At 55.6% G+C, this 21,242-nt stretch carries 18 protein-coding genes and 4 tRNA genes; 14 read left to right on the top strand and 8 right to left on the bottom strand.

What is annotated here, in order from left to right:
* Window positions 1–41 precede the first annotated feature (41 nt).
* The gene (locus tag VQ830_RS19090) at window positions 42–1,133 is read right to left on the bottom strand and encodes a citrate synthase/methylcitrate synthase (protein WP_337269739.1); all 1,092 of its coding nucleotides are present in this window, start codon (window positions 1,131–1,133) and stop codon (window positions 42–44) included.
* Between the two features lie 80 nt (window positions 1,134–1,213).
* On the opposite strand from VQ830_RS19090, the gene VQ830_RS19085 reads away from it, so the two are divergent.
* The 3 genes from VQ830_RS19085 (at window position 1,214) to VQ830_RS19075 (ending at window position 5,031) form a co-directional block, all read left to right on the top strand.
* Window positions 1,214–2,371 carry a citrate/2-methylcitrate synthase gene (locus VQ830_RS19085; protein ID WP_337269860.1) on the top strand — a complete coding sequence of 386 codons (1,158 nt, stop codon included), beginning with the start codon at window positions 1,214–1,216 and terminating at the stop codon, window positions 2,369–2,371.
* Between the two features lie 135 nt (window positions 2,372–2,506).
* Complete coding sequence (locus tag VQ830_RS19080; RefSeq protein WP_337269738.1) at window positions 2,507–4,357, top strand: DEAD/DEAH box helicase; 1,851 nt, start codon at window positions 2,507–2,509, stop codon at window positions 4,355–4,357.
* A 5-nt stretch (window positions 4,358–4,362) separates the two neighbouring features.
* Window positions 4,363–5,031 (top strand): class I SAM-dependent methyltransferase, encoded by a 669-nt coding sequence (locus VQ830_RS19075; protein ID WP_337269737.1) that lies wholly within the window; start codon window positions 4,363–4,365, stop codon window positions 5,029–5,031.
* Window positions 5,032–5,152: 121 nt separating this feature from the next.
* Here the strand turns inward: VQ830_RS19075 and VQ830_RS19070 are convergent, their stop codons facing one another.
* Both VQ830_RS19070 and VQ830_RS19065 read right to left on the bottom strand, forming a co-directional pair.
* Window positions 5,153–6,535: a DUF2778 domain-containing protein gene (locus VQ830_RS19070; protein ID WP_337269736.1), complete on the bottom strand. Its 1,383-nt coding sequence runs from the start codon at window positions 6,533–6,535 to the stop codon at window positions 5,153–5,155.
* A gap of 197 nt (window positions 6,536–6,732) precedes the next feature.
* A complete protein-coding gene (locus VQ830_RS19065; protein ID WP_337269735.1) occupies window positions 6,733–8,565 on the bottom strand; it encodes a PHA/PHB synthase family protein in 1,833 nt (610 codons plus the stop codon).
* A gap of 139 nt (window positions 8,566–8,704) precedes the next feature.
* Here VQ830_RS19065 and VQ830_RS19060 point away from each other — a divergent pair, with 139 nt between their 5' ends.
* The 4 genes from VQ830_RS19060 (at window position 8,705) to recJ (ending at window position 13,835) form a co-directional block, all read left to right on the top strand.
* Window positions 8,705–9,121, top strand: a complete 417-nt coding sequence (locus tag VQ830_RS19060; RefSeq protein WP_337269734.1) for a hypothetical protein — start codon at window positions 8,705–8,707, stop codon at window positions 9,119–9,121.
* 207 nt (window positions 9,122–9,328) lie between these two features.
* Complete coding sequence (locus VQ830_RS19055; protein ID WP_337269733.1) at window positions 9,329–10,546, top strand: LL-diaminopimelate aminotransferase; 1,218 nt, start codon at window positions 9,329–9,331, stop codon at window positions 10,544–10,546.
* A 60-nt stretch (window positions 10,547–10,606) separates the two neighbouring features.
* On the top strand, window positions 10,607–11,926 hold the full coding sequence (locus VQ830_RS19050) for a homoserine dehydrogenase (RefSeq protein ID WP_337269732.1): 1,320 nt from the start codon (window positions 10,607–10,609) through the stop codon (window positions 11,924–11,926).
* A 103-nt stretch (window positions 11,927–12,029) separates the two neighbouring features.
* Complete coding sequence (gene recJ / locus VQ830_RS19045) at window positions 12,030–13,835, top strand: single-stranded-DNA-specific exonuclease RecJ (RefSeq protein ID WP_337269731.1); 1,806 nt, start codon at window positions 12,030–12,032, stop codon at window positions 13,833–13,835.
* 138 nt (window positions 13,836–13,973) lie between these two features.
* On the opposite strand, the gene VQ830_RS19040 is transcribed toward recJ, so the two are convergent.
* Both VQ830_RS19040 and VQ830_RS19035 read right to left on the bottom strand, forming a co-directional pair.
* Window positions 13,974–14,048, bottom strand: a tRNA-Glu gene (locus VQ830_RS19040).
* Between the two features lie 137 nt (window positions 14,049–14,185).
* Window positions 14,186–14,413 carry a hypothetical protein gene (locus tag VQ830_RS19035; RefSeq protein WP_337269730.1) on the bottom strand — a complete coding sequence of 76 codons (228 nt, stop codon included), beginning with the start codon at window positions 14,411–14,413 and terminating at the stop codon, window positions 14,186–14,188.
* Window positions 14,414–14,582: 169 nt separating this feature from the next.
* Here VQ830_RS19035 and VQ830_RS19030 point away from each other — a divergent pair, with 169 nt between their 5' ends.
* Window positions 14,583–14,756, top strand: a complete 174-nt coding sequence (locus tag VQ830_RS19030) for a hypothetical protein (protein WP_337269729.1) — start codon at window positions 14,583–14,585, stop codon at window positions 14,754–14,756.
* A gap of 177 nt (window positions 14,757–14,933) precedes the next feature.
* Here the strand turns inward: VQ830_RS19030 and VQ830_RS19025 are convergent.
* The 3 genes from VQ830_RS19025 to VQ830_RS19015 all read right to left on the bottom strand — a co-directional run bounded on the left by VQ830_RS19025 (window position 14,934) and on the right by VQ830_RS19015 (window position 16,886).
* Window positions 14,934–15,008 (bottom strand) — tRNA-Glu (locus VQ830_RS19025).
* A gap of 268 nt (window positions 15,009–15,276) precedes the next feature.
* A complete protein-coding gene (locus VQ830_RS19020; RefSeq protein ID WP_337269728.1) occupies window positions 15,277–16,317 on the bottom strand; it encodes a YcbK family protein in 1,041 nt (346 codons plus the stop codon).
* Between the two features lie 128 nt (window positions 16,318–16,445).
* Window positions 16,446–16,886: a VOC family protein gene (locus tag VQ830_RS19015; protein ID WP_337269727.1), complete on the bottom strand. Its 441-nt coding sequence runs from the start codon at window positions 16,884–16,886 to the stop codon at window positions 16,446–16,448.
* 192 nt (window positions 16,887–17,078) lie between these two features.
* On the opposite strand from VQ830_RS19015, the gene VQ830_RS19010 reads away from it, so the two are divergent.
* The 6 genes from VQ830_RS19010 to VQ830_RS18985 all read left to right on the top strand — a co-directional run bounded on the left by VQ830_RS19010 (window position 17,079) and on the right by VQ830_RS18985 (window position 21,112).
* On the top strand, window positions 17,079–17,660 hold the full coding sequence (locus VQ830_RS19010) for a cold-shock protein (protein WP_337269726.1): 582 nt from the start codon (window positions 17,079–17,081) through the stop codon (window positions 17,658–17,660).
* Between the two features lie 32 nt (window positions 17,661–17,692).
* The gene (locus tag VQ830_RS19005) at window positions 17,693–18,139 is read left to right on the top strand and encodes a DUF192 domain-containing protein (protein WP_337269725.1); all 447 of its coding nucleotides are present in this window, start codon (window positions 17,693–17,695) and stop codon (window positions 18,137–18,139) included.
* A 206-nt stretch (window positions 18,140–18,345) separates the two neighbouring features.
* Window positions 18,346–18,422: transfer RNA gene (locus VQ830_RS19000), tRNA-Pro, on the top strand.
* Window positions 18,423–18,850: 428 nt separating this feature from the next.
* Window positions 18,851–20,494, top strand: coding sequence for a phosphoethanolamine transferase (locus VQ830_RS18995; RefSeq protein ID WP_337269859.1), 1,644 nt, complete (start codon window positions 18,851–18,853; stop codon window positions 20,492–20,494).
* A 207-nt stretch (window positions 20,495–20,701) separates the two neighbouring features.
* Window positions 20,702–21,007, top strand: coding sequence for an ETC complex I subunit (locus VQ830_RS18990; protein WP_337269724.1), 306 nt, complete (start codon window positions 20,702–20,704; stop codon window positions 21,005–21,007).
* A 28-nt stretch (window positions 21,008–21,035) separates the two neighbouring features.
* Window positions 21,036–21,112: transfer RNA gene (locus tag VQ830_RS18985), tRNA-Arg, on the top strand.
* Window positions 21,113–21,242: the final 130 nt, after the last annotated feature.

Here is a 21,242-nt window from a genome sequence, read left to right as displayed (position 1 = left end):
ATGGGAACTGCAGCATTTGTGCTGAGATCAGGATGCCGAGCTCAGGCTGCGGCGGGCATTTCACCGACGTATGCGGACTTTGGCCTGATGAGCCGACCATCGATCGCTTGCTCGCGCGCATGTGCGATCCATCCAACGGTTCGACCTATGGCAAAAACCCCGGTGAATGCATCCCTCGGGAAGCCGAGGGATTCCAGAAGGACCGCGGTGTAAAACTCTACATTGACGTCGAGCGAGCGATTCGGCTTTCGTTCTCTCAGGATTGCCAGAGCTGCGCGTTCGACACTTTCAGCAAGAGCAATCCGCTCTTTGTTGACACGCCCGGAGGCTACGAGCGGACCTAGCGCTGCCTTCAAAGCGTCAGCCCGTGGATCGCGCACGCGATAAATGCGGTGACCAAAACCCATGAGACGGTCTCCCCGATCGAGTGCTGCGCTTAACCATGACCTTGCGAGTTCAGGCTTCTCAATCGAATCGAGCATATCCAGCACTGGCCCAGGAGCTCCGCCATGCAGTGGCCCCTTCAGAGCGGAAATTGCAGCAACGACTGCGGATGTGAGGCCTGCTTGGGTGGAGGCAACGACGCGCGCTGCAAAAGTCGACGCATTCAGGCCGTGATCGCAGATCGTGACAAGATAAGCGTCCAAGGCTGCAACCTGGCTTTCGTCCGGCATGGCACCGGTCAACATTCTCAAAATATCGGCGGACTGACTAAGGCGCTCATCTGGTGCGATCAGAGCCAAGCCCTTCTGCATCCTCAGCAGGGCAGGCAGAAAAACGGCGGGAGCTGCCATCAGCGTGAGGGCGCAGCGAAGATCTCCTTGATCGGGCAGAAGCGCGATCAGCGCGCGCATCGCATCTACTGGCGGCATAAAAGCGAGATCAGCGTCTAATCTGGACATTCGCGCAAAAACCTCGACACGTGCCTGTCCAACCTGCTCTCGCATAGAATGCGCATTGACTGGCTCATTGAAAAGCCCGCGCAGCAAAAGACTTGCTGTCTCTTCATAGCCTGCACGACCGGCAAGTTCCTCGAGGGCAAGCCCTACAATGATCAGGCGTCCAGCTTCTCCGTCGACGTCCGAAAGGCGAGTTTCCGTTGCGATGACGTCGTCCAATCCACTCTTGGTCATAGTTTTCTCCTTTACCAACGCAAGGATTGCTCTTACATACATTGACGTCAATCTTGATCCATAACATCAATGTCACGCCCATGACCTGGATATCCGCAGACGAGGCACTTGAAAGACTAGGTACCAAGCCCCAGACGCTTTATGCGAATGTGAGCCGTGGCCGGATCCACGCCAAACCGGATCCCACCAATCCGCGGAAGAGCCTCTATCGCCTTGAAGACGTTATGCGATTGGCGCAGCGCCATTCAGGTCGACGCAAAGCCGAAGCAGTTGCGGCCGAGGCAATCAGATGGGGCGATCCCATTCTGCCATCGACAATATCAACGGTACGAAACGAGCGATTGTTCTATCGCGGTCGCGACGCCATCCTTATGTCCAGAGACGCGACTTTGGAGGATATCGCCGCCTTGTTGTGGGAGGCGAGCGCTCCGAGGACTGCGATTCGCGCTGCTGGCGAAGCTGTCTGCCCCTCTATAGCGGTGGCATTCACCAAACTGGCATCGCGGGTATCCCACGATCTGCCTTCGCTCGGTCGGTCGCGTTCCGCGCTCGTCTCCGAAGCCTGGACCGTTTTTCATGACGTGGCTGATGCCCTGGCTCCTGGCAAAGCCGATCAGCCTATGCATCTGAGGCTCGCCTTGGCTTGGGACAGGCCAGACGCCGCCGATGCTCTCAGGCGATCGCTTGTTCTTCTTGCCGATCATGAACTCAACGCGTCTGCCTTTGCGTCACGCGTCTGCGCCTCATCCGGCTCCTCTTTATCCGCATGCGTTCTCTGCGGCCTTGCGACCTTGACGGGTCCACGTCATGGCGGTGCGTGGCACGGCGTAGCAAATCTCTTGAGGACCGCGCGATCCATTGGATCTGCCGAAGCCGTCAAAATGGTTCTGCAACAGGCGATTGCGCCGGCGGGATTTGGTCATCCGCTCTATCCAAACGGCGACCCGCGTGCGCAAAGTCTCCTCGACAATATCCCTGTGCCGAAGATTTTTGCTGAGCTCAGGCAGATTGGCGAAGAATTGATAGGGGAGGCAGTCACGGTCGATTTTGCCTTGATGGCTATGACGGCGGCTTACGATCTGCCCGAAGATGCCCCATTGGTGATCTTCGCTCTGGCGCGTGTCGCCGGTTGGCTCGCGCACGCGATGGAGCAGGCCCAAACCGGTCAGCTCATACGGCCGCGTGCACGCTACATTGGACCAGACCCGGAGAATCTATCTCCAGCGTCGGTGACATGAGCTTGAACATTAAGTCTGTCACGCGATTGTACTTTGACTTTCGCCGGCGAACGGCGTAGGAACGCGCATCAATCCCAGCCGGCATGACCGGCTTTTGCGCGTGTCGCGCACGAGAATTCCGAAAGACAGATAAAGATGACAGAACTTAATGGCGTCGTACCGGCGATCGCCTCCGCGTTGACGAAGCGTGGCTACGAGACCCTTACCCCCGTCCAAAAATCCATGTTGGATTCTGCTTTGTTGGAGCGGGACGTTCTTGTCTCTGCCCAGACTGGTTCAGGTAAGACAGTCGCTTTCGGTCTTGCCATGGCGCCCACGCTTCTTGAAGGATCCGAGCGATTTAGTAGAGCAGGTGCGCCCTTGGCTTTGGCGATTGCACCGACACGCGAGCTCGCTCTGCAGGTTTGCCGCGAGTTGGAATGGCTCTACGAGATGACCGGCGCCGTTATTGCAAGTTGCGTCGGCGGGATGGACCCCCGTACGGAAAGGCGTGCACTGGAACGCGGCGCGCACATCATCGTCGGCACTCCAGGCAGATTATGCGACCATATCCGCCGTGGCTCGCTCGATATTTCACAGCTCAAGGCTGTCGTTCTCGATGAAGCGGATGAAATGCTGGATCTCGGTTTCCGCGAAGATCTGGAATTCATTCTCGATACGGCGCCTGCCGAACGACGCACGTTGATGTTTTCGGCCACTGTGCCAGCCGCGATCGCTCGTCTTGCCGCAAGCTATCAGAAGAACGCAGCGCGTATTACGACAGAGGCTGAGAGAAGCCAGCATGTCGATATTGACTATCAGGCACTCGTAGTTGTGCCCTCCGATCGCGAAAACGCCATCGTCAATGTCTTGCGCTTCCATGAAGCGCGCAACGCGATCGTATTTTGCTCGACGCGCGCAGCAGTCAATCACTTGACCGCTCGCCTCCACAACCGCAATTTCGATGTCGTTGCTCTTTCTGGCGAATTGACACAGAACGAACGCAGTCATGCTCTGCAGGCGATGCGCGATGGTCGTGCGCGCGTTTGTATCGCGACAGACGTCGCAGCACGCGGTATCGATCTTCCTGGACTCGAGCTTGTCATTCACGCCGATCTGCCGACCAATTCGGAAACGCTTCTGCATCGCAGTGGCCGAACCGGTCGCGCTGGACGCAAGGGCGTAAGCGCGCTGATCGTTCCGCTCAACGCGCGCCGTAAGGCTGAGCGACTGCTGGATGGGGCCAATATCGATGCAAGTTGGACGCGTCCACCTTCGGCCGATGACGTCACGCGTCGAGACGAAGAGCGCCTCTTGGCCGATCCAATTTTTGAAAGCCCCGTCGGGGAAGCAGAACAGCCTCTCGCCGAACGTCTTCTTGCGGCGCATGGCGCGGAAAAATTGGCTGCGGCTTTCCTCAATCTTTACCGCGCGCGGCAGTCGGCTCCTGAAGAACTGATTGATGTCAATGTTCACGACACGAAGAGCCGCAAACCACGCGAAGGCGCAGACCGTAAACGCGAATTTCCGATCGACAACGGTCCGCGTGGTGAGTTTGGGCCAAGCGTTTGGTTTTCGATCTCTGTCGGTCGGCGTCAAAATGCCGAACCGCGCTGGATTATTCCGATGCTCTGCCGCAATGGCGGATTGACCAAGCGTGATATCGGCGCGATCAAGATGCAGCAGGATGAAACGTTCATTGAGATTGCAGCCGACAGCGCCGAAGCGCTTTTGGCCGGTGCTGGTCCGAACGGGACCCTGGAAAGGGGCATGCGCCTGAAGCGTCTGCAGGGACAGCCGGATCTCAGCCGTCAGCGAAGCGACAAGCCCTCTGCGGCCGAACCGCGCGAAAAGCGGCGGGATGAGCGACCTGCGACGAAACAAGCATGGCAACCTCGCGGCGACGATCAGCAGAAGAAGCGTTTTGCAGGAAAGCCGGAACGGTCCGGCGATACGCGTAATGCCGGCAAAGGCAAGCAGTTTGCCGGTAAAAAGAAGAAGGGCTGAAAATCGTGGGTGCGACTTGCTCGGCAGGATCATTCGATCGTGCTGAGCAAAAGGCGCGTCTTCTGCGCCGTCATCTCGCACTGATGACTTTTACCGATCCTCTTCCGATCCGTCTTTATCTTGCTCATCCTGGAAGTAGGTTGAGCACGTTCGTCAGAGGGAAATCCTCGGCTTCGCCATACTGGGCCTATCTTTGGGCCGGCGGATGGGCGTTGGCTCACCATATTGCACGCAATCCACAGCTTGTGTGCGGCAAACGAATCCTGGACCTCGGCGCTGGATCAGGCTTTGTCGCAATCGTTGCGGCTTTGTGCGGTGCGCGTATCGTGCGCGCGGCCGAGATCGACGACTATGCGATCGAAGCCATGAAACTCAATAGCGCGGCCAATTCAGTCCACATCGAGATTGCTGGCGGCATGCTTGATGCGACAAACGTCTTAGATCAGATTGATCTTATACTCGCGGGCGATGTCTTCTACGACGAGAAAGTAGCTCGCTCAATGTTTACGTTCTTGAGTGATTGTTCGCGGCACACCATCGATATCCTGATCGGCGACCCGGGTCGTACGTCACTGCCTCGCGAGCGCCTTTGCGAGATTGCCAGTTATGACGTCAGGGATTTTGGCCTGCCTGAAGGCGCGACGGTAGAGGCAGGTGTCTTTCGGCTAAAGTAAAAAGATCGTACCAGGTCTGCAATCGAGACTTTCCTTGCGGAAGAGCAGGGTAAGAACTCCGTAATAGACTTCGATAGCGGTACCGATGCGTCGCATTTCATCGCGTGCGCCGCGTCAACTCTCAAGACTTCGAGAAGAGCAACGAAGCCAGGGTCTTCTTCGCGCCGCCGCTTGCCGGTGAAGAGGCAAAGGACGGAGCATCAGACATACGAGCCACAACAACCATTTGCCGAATCTCGCCGCGCTTAAAGGCTGCAAGAAAGCGCTTGTAGTCTTTAAAGGAGACGCAACCGTTGGAATCGCCGCGTGCACCGAGCATGTAGGTGTGCGCCAGCAGACCGACGCGATTATGGATTGCACCGGCGCCGCCCAATGGCGTCAACCGAATGGCTTCCACCCCGTGGAAAAGGGCTTCGCGCATCGTCAAAGCATAGGTATGCGGCGGTGTTGGCCCGCGCATCTTCTGATCGACATAATGCGGATTGTCACGCATCTTGCCAAGACCAGAATGAGCTTCGAGACGCTCGCCGCTCGGCAGGTAAACGGTGCCGGCCGAGATGTCATAGATCGCTACGCCACGGCCGGCAGCGATGGTCGGCTTGCGGATCCGTGGCGTGACGTCATCATCGTTATCGTCATCTTCGTCGTTTTCGACTTTGGCATAGGCGAGGGCTGCCGGCGCGCCACGACCGCCCGCATTGGATGGAGCTGCAGGGCGTGACATCGGCAATGGAACGTCACTGTCCCGGCCGGATAGAACAAGGCCGAAGGCGGAAGAAGCATCGGGGCCTGATGATGCGGCAGCGTCAGTCTTCTCCTCAACCGAGGCAACTTCGACTTCAGCCTGTCTGATTGGCGCGCCAGACCGCGGCGTAGGCACGGGCGGGTTGGCAGCGAGCGGTGCTGCTATTAACGCCGGTACTGCAGCGAGGGCAAGAAGCTCTTTTTCTTCCCGTGCAGCCACTTCATCCTTGGAGGGAATGACAATCCGGTCAGTGGCAGCGGACGCTTGCGTCGGTGCTTCTGAGGGTGCATTGACGATCGCCGGTGTCGCGGGCGCTACTGCAGCAACTTCAACTGTAGCTGCCGTTGCGGGCTTTGTTGTTTCGTCGAGGCGAGCCGTCTTCGCGATCGCGTCTTTCGGGTTTTTGAGGTGAGCGAGACCATATGCCCTGATGTCTTCGCTGGTCAGCGCATAATCTTGATCGTTTTGCCAGGGCCTCAAGCGTGCCGCCTTCGCCATGTGAAGCGCGCGTTCCTTGGCAATAGCAGCGTTTTGGTACGGAACTTTGTTGCTCAGCCGCAGTTCTGCGAATGGATCGCCACCTCGTGGGGCGGTTGAACTCAGGGAGTGCACGGCGCCTGCAAAGGCGCACCACATTGCGACTGCAATTCCTGCGCCAGCAAAGGCTGCGCCGGAAAGAAAACGGCGGGTCCTGATGGGACGAATAGTCGTATCTCCGGTTCGGCGAATTGAGCTTACCGCATCGACTGTATACGCCATGGCACTCGTTCTTTCCAACGCGTTACCTGGTTCGGCGAATCGACAGCAAAGCTTGATTGCCGGCCGGGTAATTTAACAACAGGGCCGAAATGAGGCTTTGTTAACCACTCTCGACAGATTTGCATCTTCGCAAACTATGGTTGCTAATTCCTTTACGCACCCAAAAACCGTCGGGGAACGACGTCGATTTACCCATGTCACCGCATCATGACATACTCTCCGGGCGCATCTCCCAGAGCAGTCAGTGATGTTCCTCCTGGTTCGCGCGCCGCGACCTTAGCCTTGCTTTTTAAAGAAATCCACCTCTGCCAGTGCGGCCACCAAGATCCCGGTGTCTCATTGGCGCTATCAATCCAGCTGTTGAAATCGGCTGCGTCCTTTGTCGCGTTCTTCCAATAGCGATATTTTTGACGCGTTGGCGGATTGACGACGCCGGCAATATGGCCGGATCCAGACAACACGAAATCGACCTTTCCACCGAAGTAATGACAGCCTTCGTAGACCGATCGCGCCGGCGCAATATGGTCCTCTCGGGCCGCAAGGCAGTAAACGGGAATTTTTATGTCCTTGAGAGAAAGCGTGCGATCGCCGATCCTCATCTCACCACGAGACAGCGCGTTGTTGAGGTAGCACTGCCTCAGGTAGAAAGCGTGGTTCGCAGCAGCCACTCTGGTCGAATCGCCATTCCAGAACAAAAGATCGAAAGGGATAGGATCCTTTCCCTTGAGGTAGTTGTTGACGACGTAAGGCCAAATCAGCTCCGAGGCACGCAACAGGTTGAAGGCCGCCGTCATTTTAGCGCCGTCGAGATAACCAATCGCCGACATATGTTCTTCAAGTGCTGCGAGTTGTTCCTCATCGATGAAAATCTTGAGATCGCCCGCATAGGTGAAGTCAACTTGCGCCGCTAACAAACTGGCAGTTTTGATTCGCTTGTCGCCTTGTTGCGCGTGAAGCGCCAATGCGACGGCAAGAAGGGTTCCGCCAATGCAGTAGCCGACAGCGTTGACCTGGTTTTCTCCAGTCGCTTGCTTGATCGTGTCGAGCGCAAAATTGATCCCGTCATCTATATAGTTTTCCCAACCCATTTCGGCGTGGCGCCTGCCGGGATTGACCCAGGATATGACGAAAACTGTATGTCCCTGCTCAACGAGCCAGCGGATTATCGACTTTTCCGGACTAAGATCCAAAATGTAGAATTTGTTGATCCAAGGCGGGCAAATCAGCAAGGGCCGCTTGAACACAGTCTCGGTGGATGCTGCATATTGTATGATCTCACAAAGATCATTTCGTGCGACCACTTTTCCCGGCGTAACGGCAAGATCTTTGCCAAGTACAAAGCGGTTCATATCCGTATGACGGATCTTGAGGTCGCCGCCGCCGGCAAGAATGTCTTCGCGTAGCATTTGCATTCCGCGAACCAGATTTTCACCGCTAGTCGCAACGGTCTCTCTGAAGAGTTGCGGATTTGTCAGGACGAAATTTTCTGGAGAGATCGCGGCCAATATCTGCCTTGTATAAAACTCCGCCCGATGACGCGCGTGATCGTCCAGCCCTTGCGTGTCGGCGACGAGCTTCTGCAGCCAATCAGAGACCAGGACGTAGATTTGACGCAGAAAGTCGAAGAAGGGGTTTCGGTGCCAGTCGCCATCTGAAAAACGGCCCAGACCTCGATCGAGCGGCTGCGTATCCATAGGTTCGCCCGATAACAGACGCCAAGAGCGCATCCATATGTCAAGAACCCCGCCAAGCAGCCTTGTCTGCGCCTCCAGGCTTCGCTGTGGCTCGCTCGTCCAATAACTGGCGATGGAGGACATTGTTCGGATCATGTCTGCTGCGGGTCCGAGGCCAGCCGGAGGGCGCTTCGGATCTTGCCGCGGTTCAAGCCAGGCGGATGCTGCTGCTCCCAGGTTTTCTAGGGCGCGGGCGATGTTGAGCGCCATCGCTTCCGGATCTTTGACAAGATAGGGATCGAAACTACGATCCTGGGAACCGCCGGTATCCTCAGTCGCCTTCTTGTTGTTGGCCAATGATTGCTCCCTAAAGCGCCTCGCAATGCTATCTACATCTGTGATGTGTCCGAAAACAAGCGCCGTTGGCTCTGTGACTATTGCTTTGTGAGGCGGACAAATCTAACAGTCGCAAGACGTGAAGATTCGGAAGATCGGCATGATGAAGAACGCCTATGTGAGAGTAGCCCCTGGTTTGCGTGTTGCGTTGGTTAGCGCACTCGCGGCTGCCGTTCTTGCATCTTGCCAGGCCACGCCTGCCGAAAAGGCCGCAGCGGCCGAAAAGCGAGCAGCACCGAAAGCGGTGATTATGGGCCCGACCAAAGGTCAGGTTTCGACCGAGAGCAGCTTGACACACTACAAAGATGGATATCCGTCGTTTGGTGCACCGCTCACTGCCGCGAATGTGCAGATGAACGATGATCAGGCCGCTGGCCAGCAAAAGACGCTCACCGCACTTGCTGCGCAGCGCAAGTCTGGCGCAATCTCCGAAGCGGAATATCAGCGCCGCGTCGCTGCGTTTCGTAAACTCGCGGCCGATCATGGGACCGATACGCTCTCGCAGATGCCGAAATAGGCCTTGCCTTTCGAGATATTTGAGCGCAGAGGCTCACTCTATGGCCGGCATGGATTGGCGATAGCGTATGCCGCCACAGGCCACAGAGTAGCCGCCCTCCGGGATTGGAATGTCTAAAGCACCTGCATATTGAAGTTCGTGTGCAGGCTGTCTCAACCTAACGGGCTTCGCTGCGGTCATAACGACCGCGATTCCATGGGGAAGAAGATGGAAGAGTTTCATAAAGTTCGGCGCTTACCGCCTTATGTTTTCGAACAGGTCAACCGTTTGAAAGCAAGCGCGCGAGCCGGTGGCGCCGACATTATCGATCTCGGCATGGGAAATCCCGATCTTCCGACTCCGAAGGCGATCGTCGATAAACTTTGTGAAGTCGTTCAGGATCCTCGTACGCATCGGTATTCCTCTTCCAAGGGAATCCCGGGGCTACGCCGGGCGCAAGCGGCTTATTATGCGCGTCGTTTTGGCGTAAAGCTCAATCCTGAGACGCAGGTCGTCGCTACGCTCGGTTCCAAAGAGGGCTTTGCGAACATGGCGCAGGCCATTACGGCGCCAGGGGATGTTATTCTTTGCCCCAATCCCACCTATCCGATTCATGCCTTCGGTTTCCTGATGACGGGCGGTGTCATTCGCTCGATCTCTGTCGAACCGGACGAGAGTTTTTTCCCGCCGCTGGAGAGGGCAGTCCGCCATTCGATCCCAAAGCCCTTGGCGCTCATCATCAACTATCCGTCCAATCCGACGGCGCATGTCGCTTCTCTGGATTTTTACAAGGACGTGATCGCATTCGCGAAGAAGCATGACATCATTGTCCTATCCGACCTTGCCTATGCAGAAATATACTTTGATCAGGAGCCGCCACCGTCGGTTCTACAGGTTCCTGGTGCCATGGACGTCACAGTCGAGTTTACCTCCATGTCGAAGACTTTCTCGATGCCGGGTTGGCGCATGGGCTTTGCCGTCGGCAACGAGCGGCTTATCGCCGCCCTCACACGCGTCAAATCCTATCTCGACTATGGTGCATTCACACCGATTCAAGTTGCTGCGACACATGCTCTGAATGGGGATGGCTCCGACATCGCCGAAGTGCGCGCGGTCTATAAACGGCGCCGCGACGTCATGGTCGAAAGTTTTGGCAAGGCCGGATTTGACGTTCCGCCTCCAGCTGCAACGATGTTTGCCTGGGCCAAGATTCCGGAAAAATTTCGTCACCTGGGCTCTCTAGAATTCTCCAAGCTACTGGTAGAAAAGGCCGACATCGCAGTTGCCCCTGGAGTTGGCTTTGGCGAACTCGGCGATGAATATGTCCGCATCGCGCTCGTTGAGAACGAACATCGCATTCGCCAGGCTGCGCGCAGCTTGAAGAAGTTTTTCGCGACCGCCGATCAGACGATGCACAACGTCGTTTCCCTCAACGCTCATCGTTGATATCAGGACGGGCGGCTTGCTTAGAGCCGTCCGCTCCACGTGATTTTTCAGGATTTGATAATGGTAGACGCTCTTAAAATCGGCATTGCGGGTCTCGGTACCGTTGGCGCCGCATTGACGCGCATCGTTCAAAACCGCGCCGAAGAACTGGCGGCAACATGCGGGCGTCCCATTCAAATCACAGCTGTATCGGCACGAGATCGGCAAAAAGATCGCGGTCTAAAGCTCGGTGGCATTGAATGGTTCGAGAGCCCGGAGGAACTTGCGGGCAAGGCTGATATCGACCTCTTTGTCGAACTCATTGGTGGCGCGGAAGGCGCCGCCAATCGAGCCGTAAGAGCTGCATTGTCACGTGGTCTGCATGTTGTGACGGCGAACAAGGCGCTTCTGGCCTATCACGGTGTCGAGCTCGCAACCATTGCCGAGGAAAAAGGTGTCCTGCTGAACTTCGAGGCCGCTGTGGCAGGTGGTATCCCTGTTATCAAGGCGCTGCGCGAGTCGCTGACGGGTAACACGATTTCTCGCGTCTATGGGATCATGAACGGGACCTGCAATTACATCCTGACGAGAATGGAAAAGGAAAACCTATCCTTCGCCGACTGTCTCAAGGAGGCGCAGCGGCTTGGTTACGCAGAGGCCGATCCCGCTTTCGATATTGAGGGTAACGATACCGCTCATAAGCTATCGATCCTCACCACGCTCGCCTTCGGCAACAAGATCGCTGCGGACGATATTTATCTCGAAGGCATCACAAATATCTCGATCGAGGATATACGGGCCGCGGCCGATCTCGGCTATCGCATCAAACTTCTCGGAGTGGCGCAGCGAACGGACAGTGGCATCGAACAGCGCGTCCATCCAACGATGATTCCCATCGACTCGGTTATCGCGCAAGTCGAGGGCGTGACCAATGCCGTTGCAATCGAAGCCGACGTGTTGGGGGAACTTCTTATGGTAGGGCCGGGCGCTGGCGGAAACGCAACCGCGTCTGCCGTCCTTGGCGATATTGCGGACATTGCCAAGAGCCAGCCAGGCGCTCAGCGCGTTCCCGTTCTTGGCCATCCGGCCGCAAAATTGGAGCCATATCGCAAGGCGCAAATTCAGAGCCATGAAGGCGGCTATTTCATCCGGTTGACGGTGCTTGACCGCACTGGCGTGTTCGCCAGCGTTGCAACCCAAATGGCCGAGAACAAGATCTCCTTGGAATCGATCGTTCAACGATCGAAGCAGCATTTGTCGCCTTCTTCACATCAGACCATCATTCTTGTCACGCATGCGACGACCGAAGAAGCCGTGCGCAAGGCGGTTGCGACGATTCGCGACGATGGTTATTGCGTTGGCGAACCACAGGTCATTCGTATCGAGCGGCCAAAAGCCTGATCGCTCCTGTGAAAGGCGTAGCCTTATGCTGCGCACCGATATTGTGGGCCGGCTCGTGAATGCCTAAGTAGGCTTTACAACGATCATGGAGCCGCCCTTACATATGTCTGACAATGCTGTCGATCCGGTCCAGCGCGCCTTTCTCGGGGTCGATAAGTCCGTGCTCAACCATCGTTGGGTGGCGCGTCTTGATCAGGCTGGGCAGAACAGGGCGATGGCCATCGCGCAAAAGCACGGGATTCCCGATCTCATAGCGCGCGTGCTCGCGGGGCGAGGCGTTTCCGTCGAAGAGGCATTGGAGTTTCTTCAGCCCTCAATCCGCAGCCTCATGCCCGACCCGTCGGTCTTGACGGATTGCGCGAAGGCCGCCGAGCGTCTGGTCGCCGCAATCAGGCACGGGGAGAAGGTCGCCATCTTTGGTGACTATGACGTCGATGGAGCGGCGTCTTCAGCTTTGATGTTCCGTTTTCTGCATCATTTTGGGCTACGTGCCGAAATCTATATTCCGGACAGGATCTTCGAGGGGTACGGGCCAAATCCAACGGCGATCAATCAACTCATCGATCAAGGTGCCAACCTCATCGTTACCGTGGATTGTGGCTCGACCAGCCACGACGCGCTGGTGGCCGCGGCTGATCGCAAAATCGATGTTGTTGTGATCGATCACCACCAAGTGACACACGACCTGCCTGTCTGCCATGCTTTGGTCAATCCAAATCGCGAAGATGATTTGTCCGGGCAGGGGCATTTATGTGCCGCAGGTGTCGTGTTCCTGGTTCTTGTTGCAACGCTGCGTCGGCTGCGAGAGATTGGCCACAAAGGTATTCTCGGTCTCGACCTTTTAAAGTGGCTCGATCTTGTGGCCCTCGCGACGGTCTGCGATGTCGTTCCGCTCAAAGGTCTCAACCGCGCCTATGTGGTAAAAGGCTTGGTTGCTGCTCGCCACCAAGGAAATGCCGGTTTGGCGGCTCTTTTCCGCAAAGCAGGTTTGGCGGGGCCTGTCACGCCCTATCATTTCGGCTTCCTGATTGGCCCACGCATCAATGCGGGCGGGCGAATCGGCGATGCGGCGCTTGGCAGCCGGTTGTTGACGCTGGAGGATGCGGCCGAGGCGGAGGATATTGCGGGACAACTGGATGCGCTCAACCGTGATCGGCAGACCATGGAAGCTGCTATGCTGGCTGAAGCGGAGGCAGAGGCACTGGCGGAATATGGCAATGGAGAGGGTGCGTCGGTCATCGTGACCGCGCGCGAAAAGTGGCATCCGGGCATCGTCGGCTTGATCGCAGCGCGACTCAAGGAACGATTCCGTCGTCCTGCCTTTGCAATTGCGTTTGATCCGAACGGTCGAGGGACTGGATCGGGACGATCGATAAATGGATTCGATATGGGCCGAATGGTTCGTGCGGCGGTGGAGGAGGGGCTTCTTCTTAAGGGTGGAGGCCATGCAATGGCGGCCGGTTTGACCGTGGAACGCGCAAAGCTCGGCAGTTTGAGAAGCTTCTTCGAAGAACGCGCCGGAAAGACGGTGGCATCGCTTGTTGCAAATGAAACGTTGAAGATCGACGGAGCGATCGGTGCCAGCGGTGCAACGACCGACCTCATCGACAAGCTTGAAGCCGCCGGTCCCTATGGCTCCGGGCACAGCCAGCCGGTTTTTGCTGTTCCGGCCCACCGCGTGCGTGATGTCAGAACCGTTGGGGAAAAGCATGTCAAAGTCACGCTGGAGGGAATGGACGGAGCGCGTCTAGATGGCATTGCCTTCCGTTCCGCAGATACGCCGCTTGGCTCGCTTTTACTGTCGGCACGCGGTGCGGCAGTTCATGTCGCCGGAACTATCGGTGCGGAGCATTATCAGGGGACAAGGCGTATTCAGATTCGCATCAGTGATGCGTCACCCACCATCTAAGCGCAGAGCATGAAAAACCGCTTTGTTACGACCAAAGAGAAAGAACGTTAGCAGCTACGCTCTTCCGTGGAAGAAACGGAAGAATACATCCTGCTGAGAGGACTGATGCAAAATGATCAACACATTCTTGAGGTAGAGTGGCACGCCCTAGGGGAGTCGAACCCCTCTTTACAGAATGAAAATCTGTCGTCCTAACCGATAGACGAAGGGCGCGTGCTTTGTGGCGCCCTTATAGTCAGGGCCTTAAAAATCCGCAAGCGGTTTAAGGCTGAAAAAAGCAAATTTTCATTATTTTTTGGTGGCTTGTGGAAACCCGGGAAAAGCCACTTCGTCCGAGGCAAACGGTTGACTCAACCGTGCCTCACCCAGGTGAACACAGCGTTGCCGCGTCTGTCGAAGCTCGTCAACTTGATTGAAGCGCTCCAGCCCTCTTCAACGAGACGAAGATTGCTCTTTCCAACAACGCCGGACAGAAAGCGAGGATCGCTTCTAATGTATCCGCCTTTGTCGTCGGTCTTAAACACGCACGTATGAGAAAGGCTGGTTCCCGTCAGCACAATTCTTCCGCATCTCGACATGGTCTTTCCCCTTCACATGTCTTTTCGTTAATACTGTCCTTGTAACAGTTTGATGACAAGCGAAATCTTGCAGAAGAGGTTTTTTGTCCTTCACCGAAGCGAAAAATAGGAACCTGGCTCGCGCTTACCGGTTATCTCTTCGTTACGCAAAACGAAAAGGAGACTATTCGTGAGCAAGACAGACGCTGAAGAGATTCGTAAGCGTGCAGAGCGCCAAGTGGAAAACACCAGCGCTGGCGCGCATCTTGGCGGAACCTATTATGGGCAAGAGCCGGACGGAAAGACATCATCCGACACTCTGAAAACGGCTCGCAAATCCCGTTCGAATGACGGGAGCGAATAAGTCCAACTCACGTTATGCATCGATAAAGGATCTATACCCGCGACGAACGCGGTGTTTTCAGATAGGTTACGCCAAATCATAAAAATCCGATTGCCCGGTTCGCATAACAGCGGCCGGGCGATTTAAATTTGGAGACCTACGAATCTCCAATCAACGAACCTGGAAAATGAGAGGAGGTGGCACGCCCTAGGGGAGTCGAACCCCTCTTTACAGAATGAAAATCTGTCGTCCTAACCGATAGACGAAGGGCGCGTGCGCTTGTGTGGCGCCCTTATAGTCAGGGCTTTCTGATCTCGCAAGTCGCAAAATGCATTTTTATGCAAAAAAGATGACAGTGGATGGCCATCGAAATAAAGCCTTCTTTAATGAATTAATTCAGAGGCTTGCGCAGCCCGCTGCTGTCGGGAGTTGCTGCCTCGCTGGATAGTCGCGAACATTCTTGCGACGGCTGCCTCCCGACGCACTGCGTCCGTTACATGTTCAAGCGAGAGGGCAATGGCGCTTACGGTTACTTCGAGTTTCAGATGGGCTGTGCTTCACTCTGATTTTTCGAGCAGCCCCAGTTCCAGTCCCGCTTGTTGCCAATATCGATGTGGACAGATTCAGTGTGGCAATAAGTGCCAACGCCGCCGCGGTCCGGCAAAGCCCGCGTGAAGGCTGCGATGTCCCATTTGGAAACGCCGGCGATCTGAATATCGGCGGCATCGCAGCTCTTGTGCATTGATTCTTCTGCACCGCCGACGAGCTTATTATGTTCGGGGTCTCTATAGCCGGAGGAGACAACGACCGGTTTGCCATAGTGTGATTCGAGCGTATGAATCAGCCCCATTAGCTTTGGCTTGAAACAGCTGACCTGGACGCTTTCATTTTGAACATGGACCCCGTTTGGAGCCATACGGGTCATTCCTGGAAGCGACGCTGTTTGCAGAAGATTGCTCAACCCACCGAACAGACTGCGCGTCGGTGTCGCATAGGGCTGCGTCGTCATTTTATAAGCGATCGGCTGCACTGAGCCCGCTGCCGCATTGGCGCTGTTTTTGGGAAGGGGCGGTGTGGCCACGTTTGGCTGGCTGAAAACACTGCCGCGCGCGGGAGCAATCCCACCCGCCGGGGCGACATAAGCATTGCTGTCCGCAGGTGCGACTGTGGTGGAGATCGTGTTGTTCTGAACAGGGGGTTGACGCGAGGAAAAGATGCTCATTGCCTGCGCGTTGATGCCAGTCGGCTGCATCACCATATCGGCCATTGAAGCACCAGGCGCCGCGGCAGTCGAGCCTTCTGGAGGGGCTTGAAATCCTCTCCAAGGGCCGCGTGCGCCTGAAGGATTTGCCGCATTTGCGGCATTCACGGTCGGATCCGTGTACGTATTTCCGTTGGGATTTCTCTGGGCGCCTATAGCCGCCGTGCGCGTGGCCGCAGCTCCGTCAACAGGCGTCTCAACCGTAGGGCTTGCCTCCGCCGGCACTTCTTTCTTTGACGTCACACAGCCGGAAACGCCAAGTAGAGGCACGGCAATAATAAGCGCGGCCTTGGTGGTCTTTAGGGCATTGCGGGCGGGCAAATGTCGTCTCCTGCGTCGAGTCGACGAATGTTTGCCCGCCTGTTTCGGTCTGAGCAAGCACCGAAGCTGCGGCGCTGGATCAAATCGACATTCTGGCAAGGCTCAGGAAAGCCTGGAGGCTGGAACGCTTACCAGGAGCCTGTATTTTCCATGGAAGCCCATGGTTCGGCTGGCGGGCGACGCTCGCCTTTTTGAAGAATCTCCAATGAAATGCCATCCGGCGAGCGGACAAATGCCATGTGGCCGTCGCGAGGCGGTCGGTTTATAATGACACCGGCATCCATCAGCCTTTGGCAAAAACCGTAGATATCGTCCACCTCGTAGGCAAGATGGCCGAAGTTGCGTCCACCCGTGTATTCCTCAGGGTCCCAGTTGAACGTCAACTCGAGGCACGGCGCGCTTTCATTCTTTGCTCTATCCACGTCGCCAGGGGCTGCCAGAAATACGAGCGTAAAGCGTCCTTTTTCATTGTCGATGCGGCGCACCTCCTGAAGGCCAACGAGGCCACAGTAAAAAGCAAGTGAAGCGTCGAGGTCTTTTACTCTGACCATCGTGTGCAAATAGCGCATGTAACACCTTCCTGTTTGTTCGAAGATGACGCTTAACCTGGGACTTGGTCAGCCTGGGACAAGGCCTGAACGCCACCTTCCTTTTCCAGATAATCGAAAACTAGGACTTGCGCGAATCTGTTACCAAGATGTTAATCTGAACTTGGAGAATCAGGCGACGTAAGCGTGTGACGCGTGTAAGGGGATAGCGACATGGCTGACAGGATTTCACCGACTGAGATTGCTGGCCTCGACGATAATGTTCTTGGCGATGCTGTCGATCTCGTTGAAATTACAGGCGTCGTCAAATGGTTTGATGTCGCCAAGGGCTTCGGCTTCATCGTGCCGGATAACGGGATGCAGGATGTGCTCTTGCATGTTACATGCCTGAGAAGAGACGGCTATCAGACGATCCTTGAAGGCACGCGTATCGTTGCGTTGATCCAGCGCCGCGAGCGTGGCTATCAAGCCTTCAAGATTTTATCGATGGATCAGTCAACGGCAATCCACCCATCGCAGATGCCGCCGGTCCGAACCCATGTTCAGGTTACGCCGACAAGCGGCCTCGAAAGGGCCTTGGTAAAATGGTTTAACCGCACAAAAGGATTTGGCTTCCTGACGAGAGGCGAAGGTACCGAGGATATTTTTGTTCATATGGAGACGTTGCGTCGCTTCGGCCTGACGGAATTGCGTCCAGGTCAAGTGGTGCTGGTTCGCTATGGACCTGGAGATAAAGGGCTCATGGCTGCTGAAATTCACCCTGATGCACCAACGCCGATGAGCCGGGCTCACTAATGTATAGATCGCTTCAGACCAAAAGCGCCATTATGGCGCTTTTTTTCATCGTGCTCATGCCAGCTTTTTCACTCGCACAGCGGGCTATAAGTTTTGACAAAGAGCCGCTCACGATCGTCCAGCAAAGCGGACAAAAGATCGAACTGCAGGTCGAGGTCGCGACAACACCTGAGCAACGGGAGCGTGGCCTGATGTTCAGGACAAAGATGGCTGAAAACGCAGGTATGCTTTTCGATTTTGGCAAAGCCCAGCCGGTCCAGATGTGGATGGAAAATACGGTGCTGCCTCTCGATATGCTGTTCATGGACGCAGCCGGCACAGTGCGGAACATCAAGGAAAATGCCGTTCCTTACTCGCGAGACATCATCGATTCGGGGGGGGCGGTAAGATATGTCCTGGAACTTAACGCTGGAAGCGTGAAGAAAATGTCGATCAAAATCGGCGATCGCATTGCGAGCGCGGCAACGAAGGCCAGATAGCAGTTACCCGCACGGTCTTGAGATTTGACGAAATTCGCCTCTCTGGCCACGCTCACCCCGTGACCGTCGGTCATGCGCGTGGTGAGTTACGCTGTGCCTGTGGACAAAAGCACCGTTTTTGCAAGCCACTGCCGCATCAGATAAAAATAGGCTAAATTGCCTCTTGCAGCCAAACGCATGAGCGTGTATTGCGGCTTCCACAAGGACGGAGTGTAGCGCAGTCTGGTAGCGCATCTGGTTTGGGACCAGAGGGTCGGGAGTTCGAATCTCTCCACTCCGACCATTTTTCCCAGAAATAATGAAGTTTAAGAAGATGATGCTTTAAGCATCTTCGTTAAGCCGGCTATAGGCGAAACTCCCCTCAACATAAAATTGGCTTGCGCCGCACGGGTATGTTTGACTCTCCCCGGCGACTTTCTGAATGCGGCGACTCAGCACTACCTGAAACGGAACCTGAGCCTGTCTTCTCGTGACGCGAGACGCTGCGAAATTCTCTTCTTAGTATCACTGATTTGGGAAATGCCTCAGATGTGTGCGCCGGGCCGACGCTTGGTGGCGAACGAGTGTGAGCGTTTGTGCATATTATGACAGTTAGATGACGTCGTTCAGGAAACTGTCAGGAAACGCTGTCATCAGGTGCCGAATGCGGAAGACCTGAGGGGCGGGTCGTTTCGCTCATGGAGAAATTTCATCTTGAAAAGTGCCAAAACCATGCGCATCGGTTTCGCGCGGTGGCGTCCATCTATAGGCAGCGTTTCGCTGTCGGTTGTGACAGCGATCTACATTCTGGCAATCGCGAACCATACGTTTTGGACGCGCGCCTACACTTACTTGTCGTCTTCCCCTAGCGCCTTCGTTGCCTTTGTCGTCGGCATTACGGCGGCCATGATCGCGCTGGTGACGACATTCTCGATCAAATATTTGATAAAGCCCTTCTTGATCTTCTTTATCCTGGCGGCTGTCAGCGCATCTTGGTTTACCGATCAGTTCGGCATCGTCATCGACAGGGAAATGATCAGAAATGCAGCCGTGACCACGGCAGCCGAATCCCAGCATCTGATGACGTCAGCCTTCATCTTCCACATTCTGCTGAAGGGCGTTCTCCCGAGCCTGTTGATTGTGTGGGTGAAGGTGCGGCACAGGACCTTTATGCGTAAAGCCGTATGGAACATGGCGGTCATTGCACCATGCCTTGCGATTCTCGTTGCGGTCGGCCTCAGCTTTTCGCAAACCTATGCCGCAGTTGGACGCCTCCACCGCGATCTTATGCTGACGCTCAATCCGATCATTCCGGTTACGAGCGCCGCGCGCTACGCCTTTTCGTCCGAGCAGGACAAGAAGATCGTGCGGGTTCCTCTGGGCCTGGATGCGAAGCAGCAGGCTGCGAGCGCGACTGGAAAGCCGCGTGTGACCATCATCGTTGCCGGTGAGACCGCCAGAGCGCAGAATTTCTCGCTGAATGGCTACGAGCGCGAGACGAACCCAGAAATGAAGGCGAGGGGCGTCGTCTACTATTCCAACGCCTCAAGCTGCGGAACCTCGACGGCCGTTTCGATTCCCTGCATGTTCTCGGGTTATTCCCGTGCGGACTATACCCATGAAAAAGGCCTGGCGACGGATAATCTCGTGGACATCCTTGGCCACGCCGGCGTAACCGTCGACTGGTGGGACAATGATACGGGAAGCTATGGCGTTGCAGATCGCATTCGCTATCGCTTTTTGCCTGATAGCGCCGATCCACGCTTCTGTCATGAAGGAGAGTGCAAAGACACGATCCTGCTCGACAGGCTGGATGAATGGCTTTCCAATGTGAAGGGCGATAGCGTGCTTGTGCTGCATCAACTCGGCAGCCATGGCCCGGCTTACTATGAGCGCTATCCAGAAGAGTTCCGCCGCTTCAAGCCCGATTGCAGAAGCGCCGAATTCGGCAAATGCACGCCGCAAGAAGTCATCAATGCCTATGACAATACGATCCTGTTCACCGACCATATTGTCGGCAGCGTTATCGACGCACTGAAGAGGCACGAGGATAAAGTGTCGGCTGCTATGGTGTATCTGTCAGATCATGGCGAGTCGCTGGGTGAGAATGGCATCTATTTGCATGGCGCACCTTATATCATCGCTCCTTCGCAGCAGACCCATGTTCCGATTGCGGTATGGCTTTCGCCTGATTTCAGCAAGGCTGAAGGCATCAATGTTTCATGTCTGGAAACAGGCGCGACCGCACCCGTCTCCCATGACAATCTCTTCCACTCCGTGCTCGGGCTGATGAATGTGTCAACCAAGGTGTACAAACCATCGCTAGACCTGACGGCAACTTGTAAGAAGAACGCCGAAAAGGTAGCCATGCAGTAAGATTTGGAAGGGCAGATACGCTTGTTTTTGTTTTTGATCACGAGCGCTTGCCCTCTTTAGGATTGCCCTTATTTCCCCTTTTTCTCCTTGAAATGGGGAGCGATGACGGGTATCCAAATCTTCACTATTTCGCTTGTAGAACAGGCAGGTGCCGATTTGGATCGGCCTGGTTCAAGCGGCCAAAGGCACTACGGAGGCGATGCAGCAATGTCTGCTAAAATTTACCGGCCGTCCAAAACGGCGATGCAGTCTGGAAAAGCAAAGACAAACCAGTGGATCCTGGAATTCGATCAGGAGATGCCTCGCAAGATCGATCCGATGATGGGCTATACGTCAACGGGGGATATGCAGCAGCAAGTCCGGCTGTTCTTCGAAAGCCAGGAAGAGGCAGAAGCCTACGCCCAACGCAACAACATCGAATACCGCGTTATGCCACCCAAGGACCCCGTCCGTCAGGTTGTCGCCTATCCCGATAATTTCCGTTATAACCGCATTCAGCCCTGGACGCATTGATCAGTGAGGCGTTAAAAGACGCCTCGACGGCCCCTTAGCTCAGCTGGATAGAGCACCTGCCTTCTAAGCAGGTTGTCGCAGGTTCGAGTCCTGCAGGGGTCGCCAATTATACCCTTGTCCAACCCGGATACATAGGTAACAATCTGTTCCTAAGACATAGGTAACAACCTCGTGCCGAACGGGTTGTCGATGGTTTGCAAAGTCCTCTGTTCCAAGTCGATATATCCGAGATCAT

Source organism: Oryzifoliimicrobium ureilyticum (assembly GCF_037199735.1).
In the GTDB taxonomy this organism is placed as follows: Bacteria; Pseudomonadota; Alphaproteobacteria; order Rhizobiales; family Rhizobiaceae; genus Rhizobium; species Rhizobium ureilyticus.
This window is presented reverse-complemented; position numbering and strand designations above follow the sequence as displayed.

Bases quoted from the DNA above. Each gene is read 5' to 3' on its own strand.
- VQ830_RS19090 (WP_337269739.1), bottom strand. From the start codon at position 1,133: ATGACCAAGAGTGGATTGGACGACGTCATCGCAACGGAAACTCGCCTT.
- VQ830_RS19085 (WP_337269860.1), top strand. From the start codon at position 1,214: ATGACCTGGATATCCGCAGACGAGGCACTTGAAAGACTAGGTACCAAG.
- VQ830_RS19080 (WP_337269738.1), top strand. From the start codon at position 2,507: ATGACAGAACTTAATGGCGTCGTACCGGCGATCGCCTCCGCGTTGACG.
- VQ830_RS19070 (WP_337269736.1), bottom strand. From the start codon at position 6,535: ATGGCGTATACAGTCGATGCGGTAAGCTCAATTCGCCGAACCGGAGAT.
- VQ830_RS19060 (WP_337269734.1), top strand. From the start codon at position 8,705: ATGATGAAGAACGCCTATGTGAGAGTAGCCCCTGGTTTGCGTGTTGCG.
- VQ830_RS19055 (WP_337269733.1), top strand. From the start codon at position 9,329: ATGGAAGAGTTTCATAAAGTTCGGCGCTTACCGCCTTATGTTTTCGAA.
- VQ830_RS19050 (WP_337269732.1), top strand. From the start codon at position 10,607: ATGGTAGACGCTCTTAAAATCGGCATTGCGGGTCTCGGTACCGTTGGC.
- recJ (WP_337269731.1), top strand. From the start codon at position 12,030: ATGTCTGACAATGCTGTCGATCCGGTCCAGCGCGCCTTTCTCGGGGTC.
- VQ830_RS19035 (WP_337269730.1), bottom strand. From the start codon at position 14,413: ATGTCGAGATGCGGAAGAATTGTGCTGACGGGAACCAGCCTTTCTCAT.
- VQ830_RS19015 (WP_337269727.1), bottom strand. From the start codon at position 16,886: ATGCGCTATTTGCACACGATGGTCAGAGTAAAAGACCTCGACGCTTCA.
- VQ830_RS19010 (WP_337269726.1), top strand. From the start codon at position 17,079: ATGGCTGACAGGATTTCACCGACTGAGATTGCTGGCCTCGACGATAAT.
- VQ830_RS19005 (WP_337269725.1), top strand. From the start codon at position 17,693: ATGGCGCTTTTTTTCATCGTGCTCATGCCAGCTTTTTCACTCGCACAG.
- VQ830_RS18995 (WP_337269859.1), top strand. From the start codon at position 18,851: ATGCGCATCGGTTTCGCGCGGTGGCGTCCATCTATAGGCAGCGTTTCG.
- VQ830_RS18990 (WP_337269724.1), top strand. From the start codon at position 20,702: ATGTCTGCTAAAATTTACCGGCCGTCCAAAACGGCGATGCAGTCTGGA.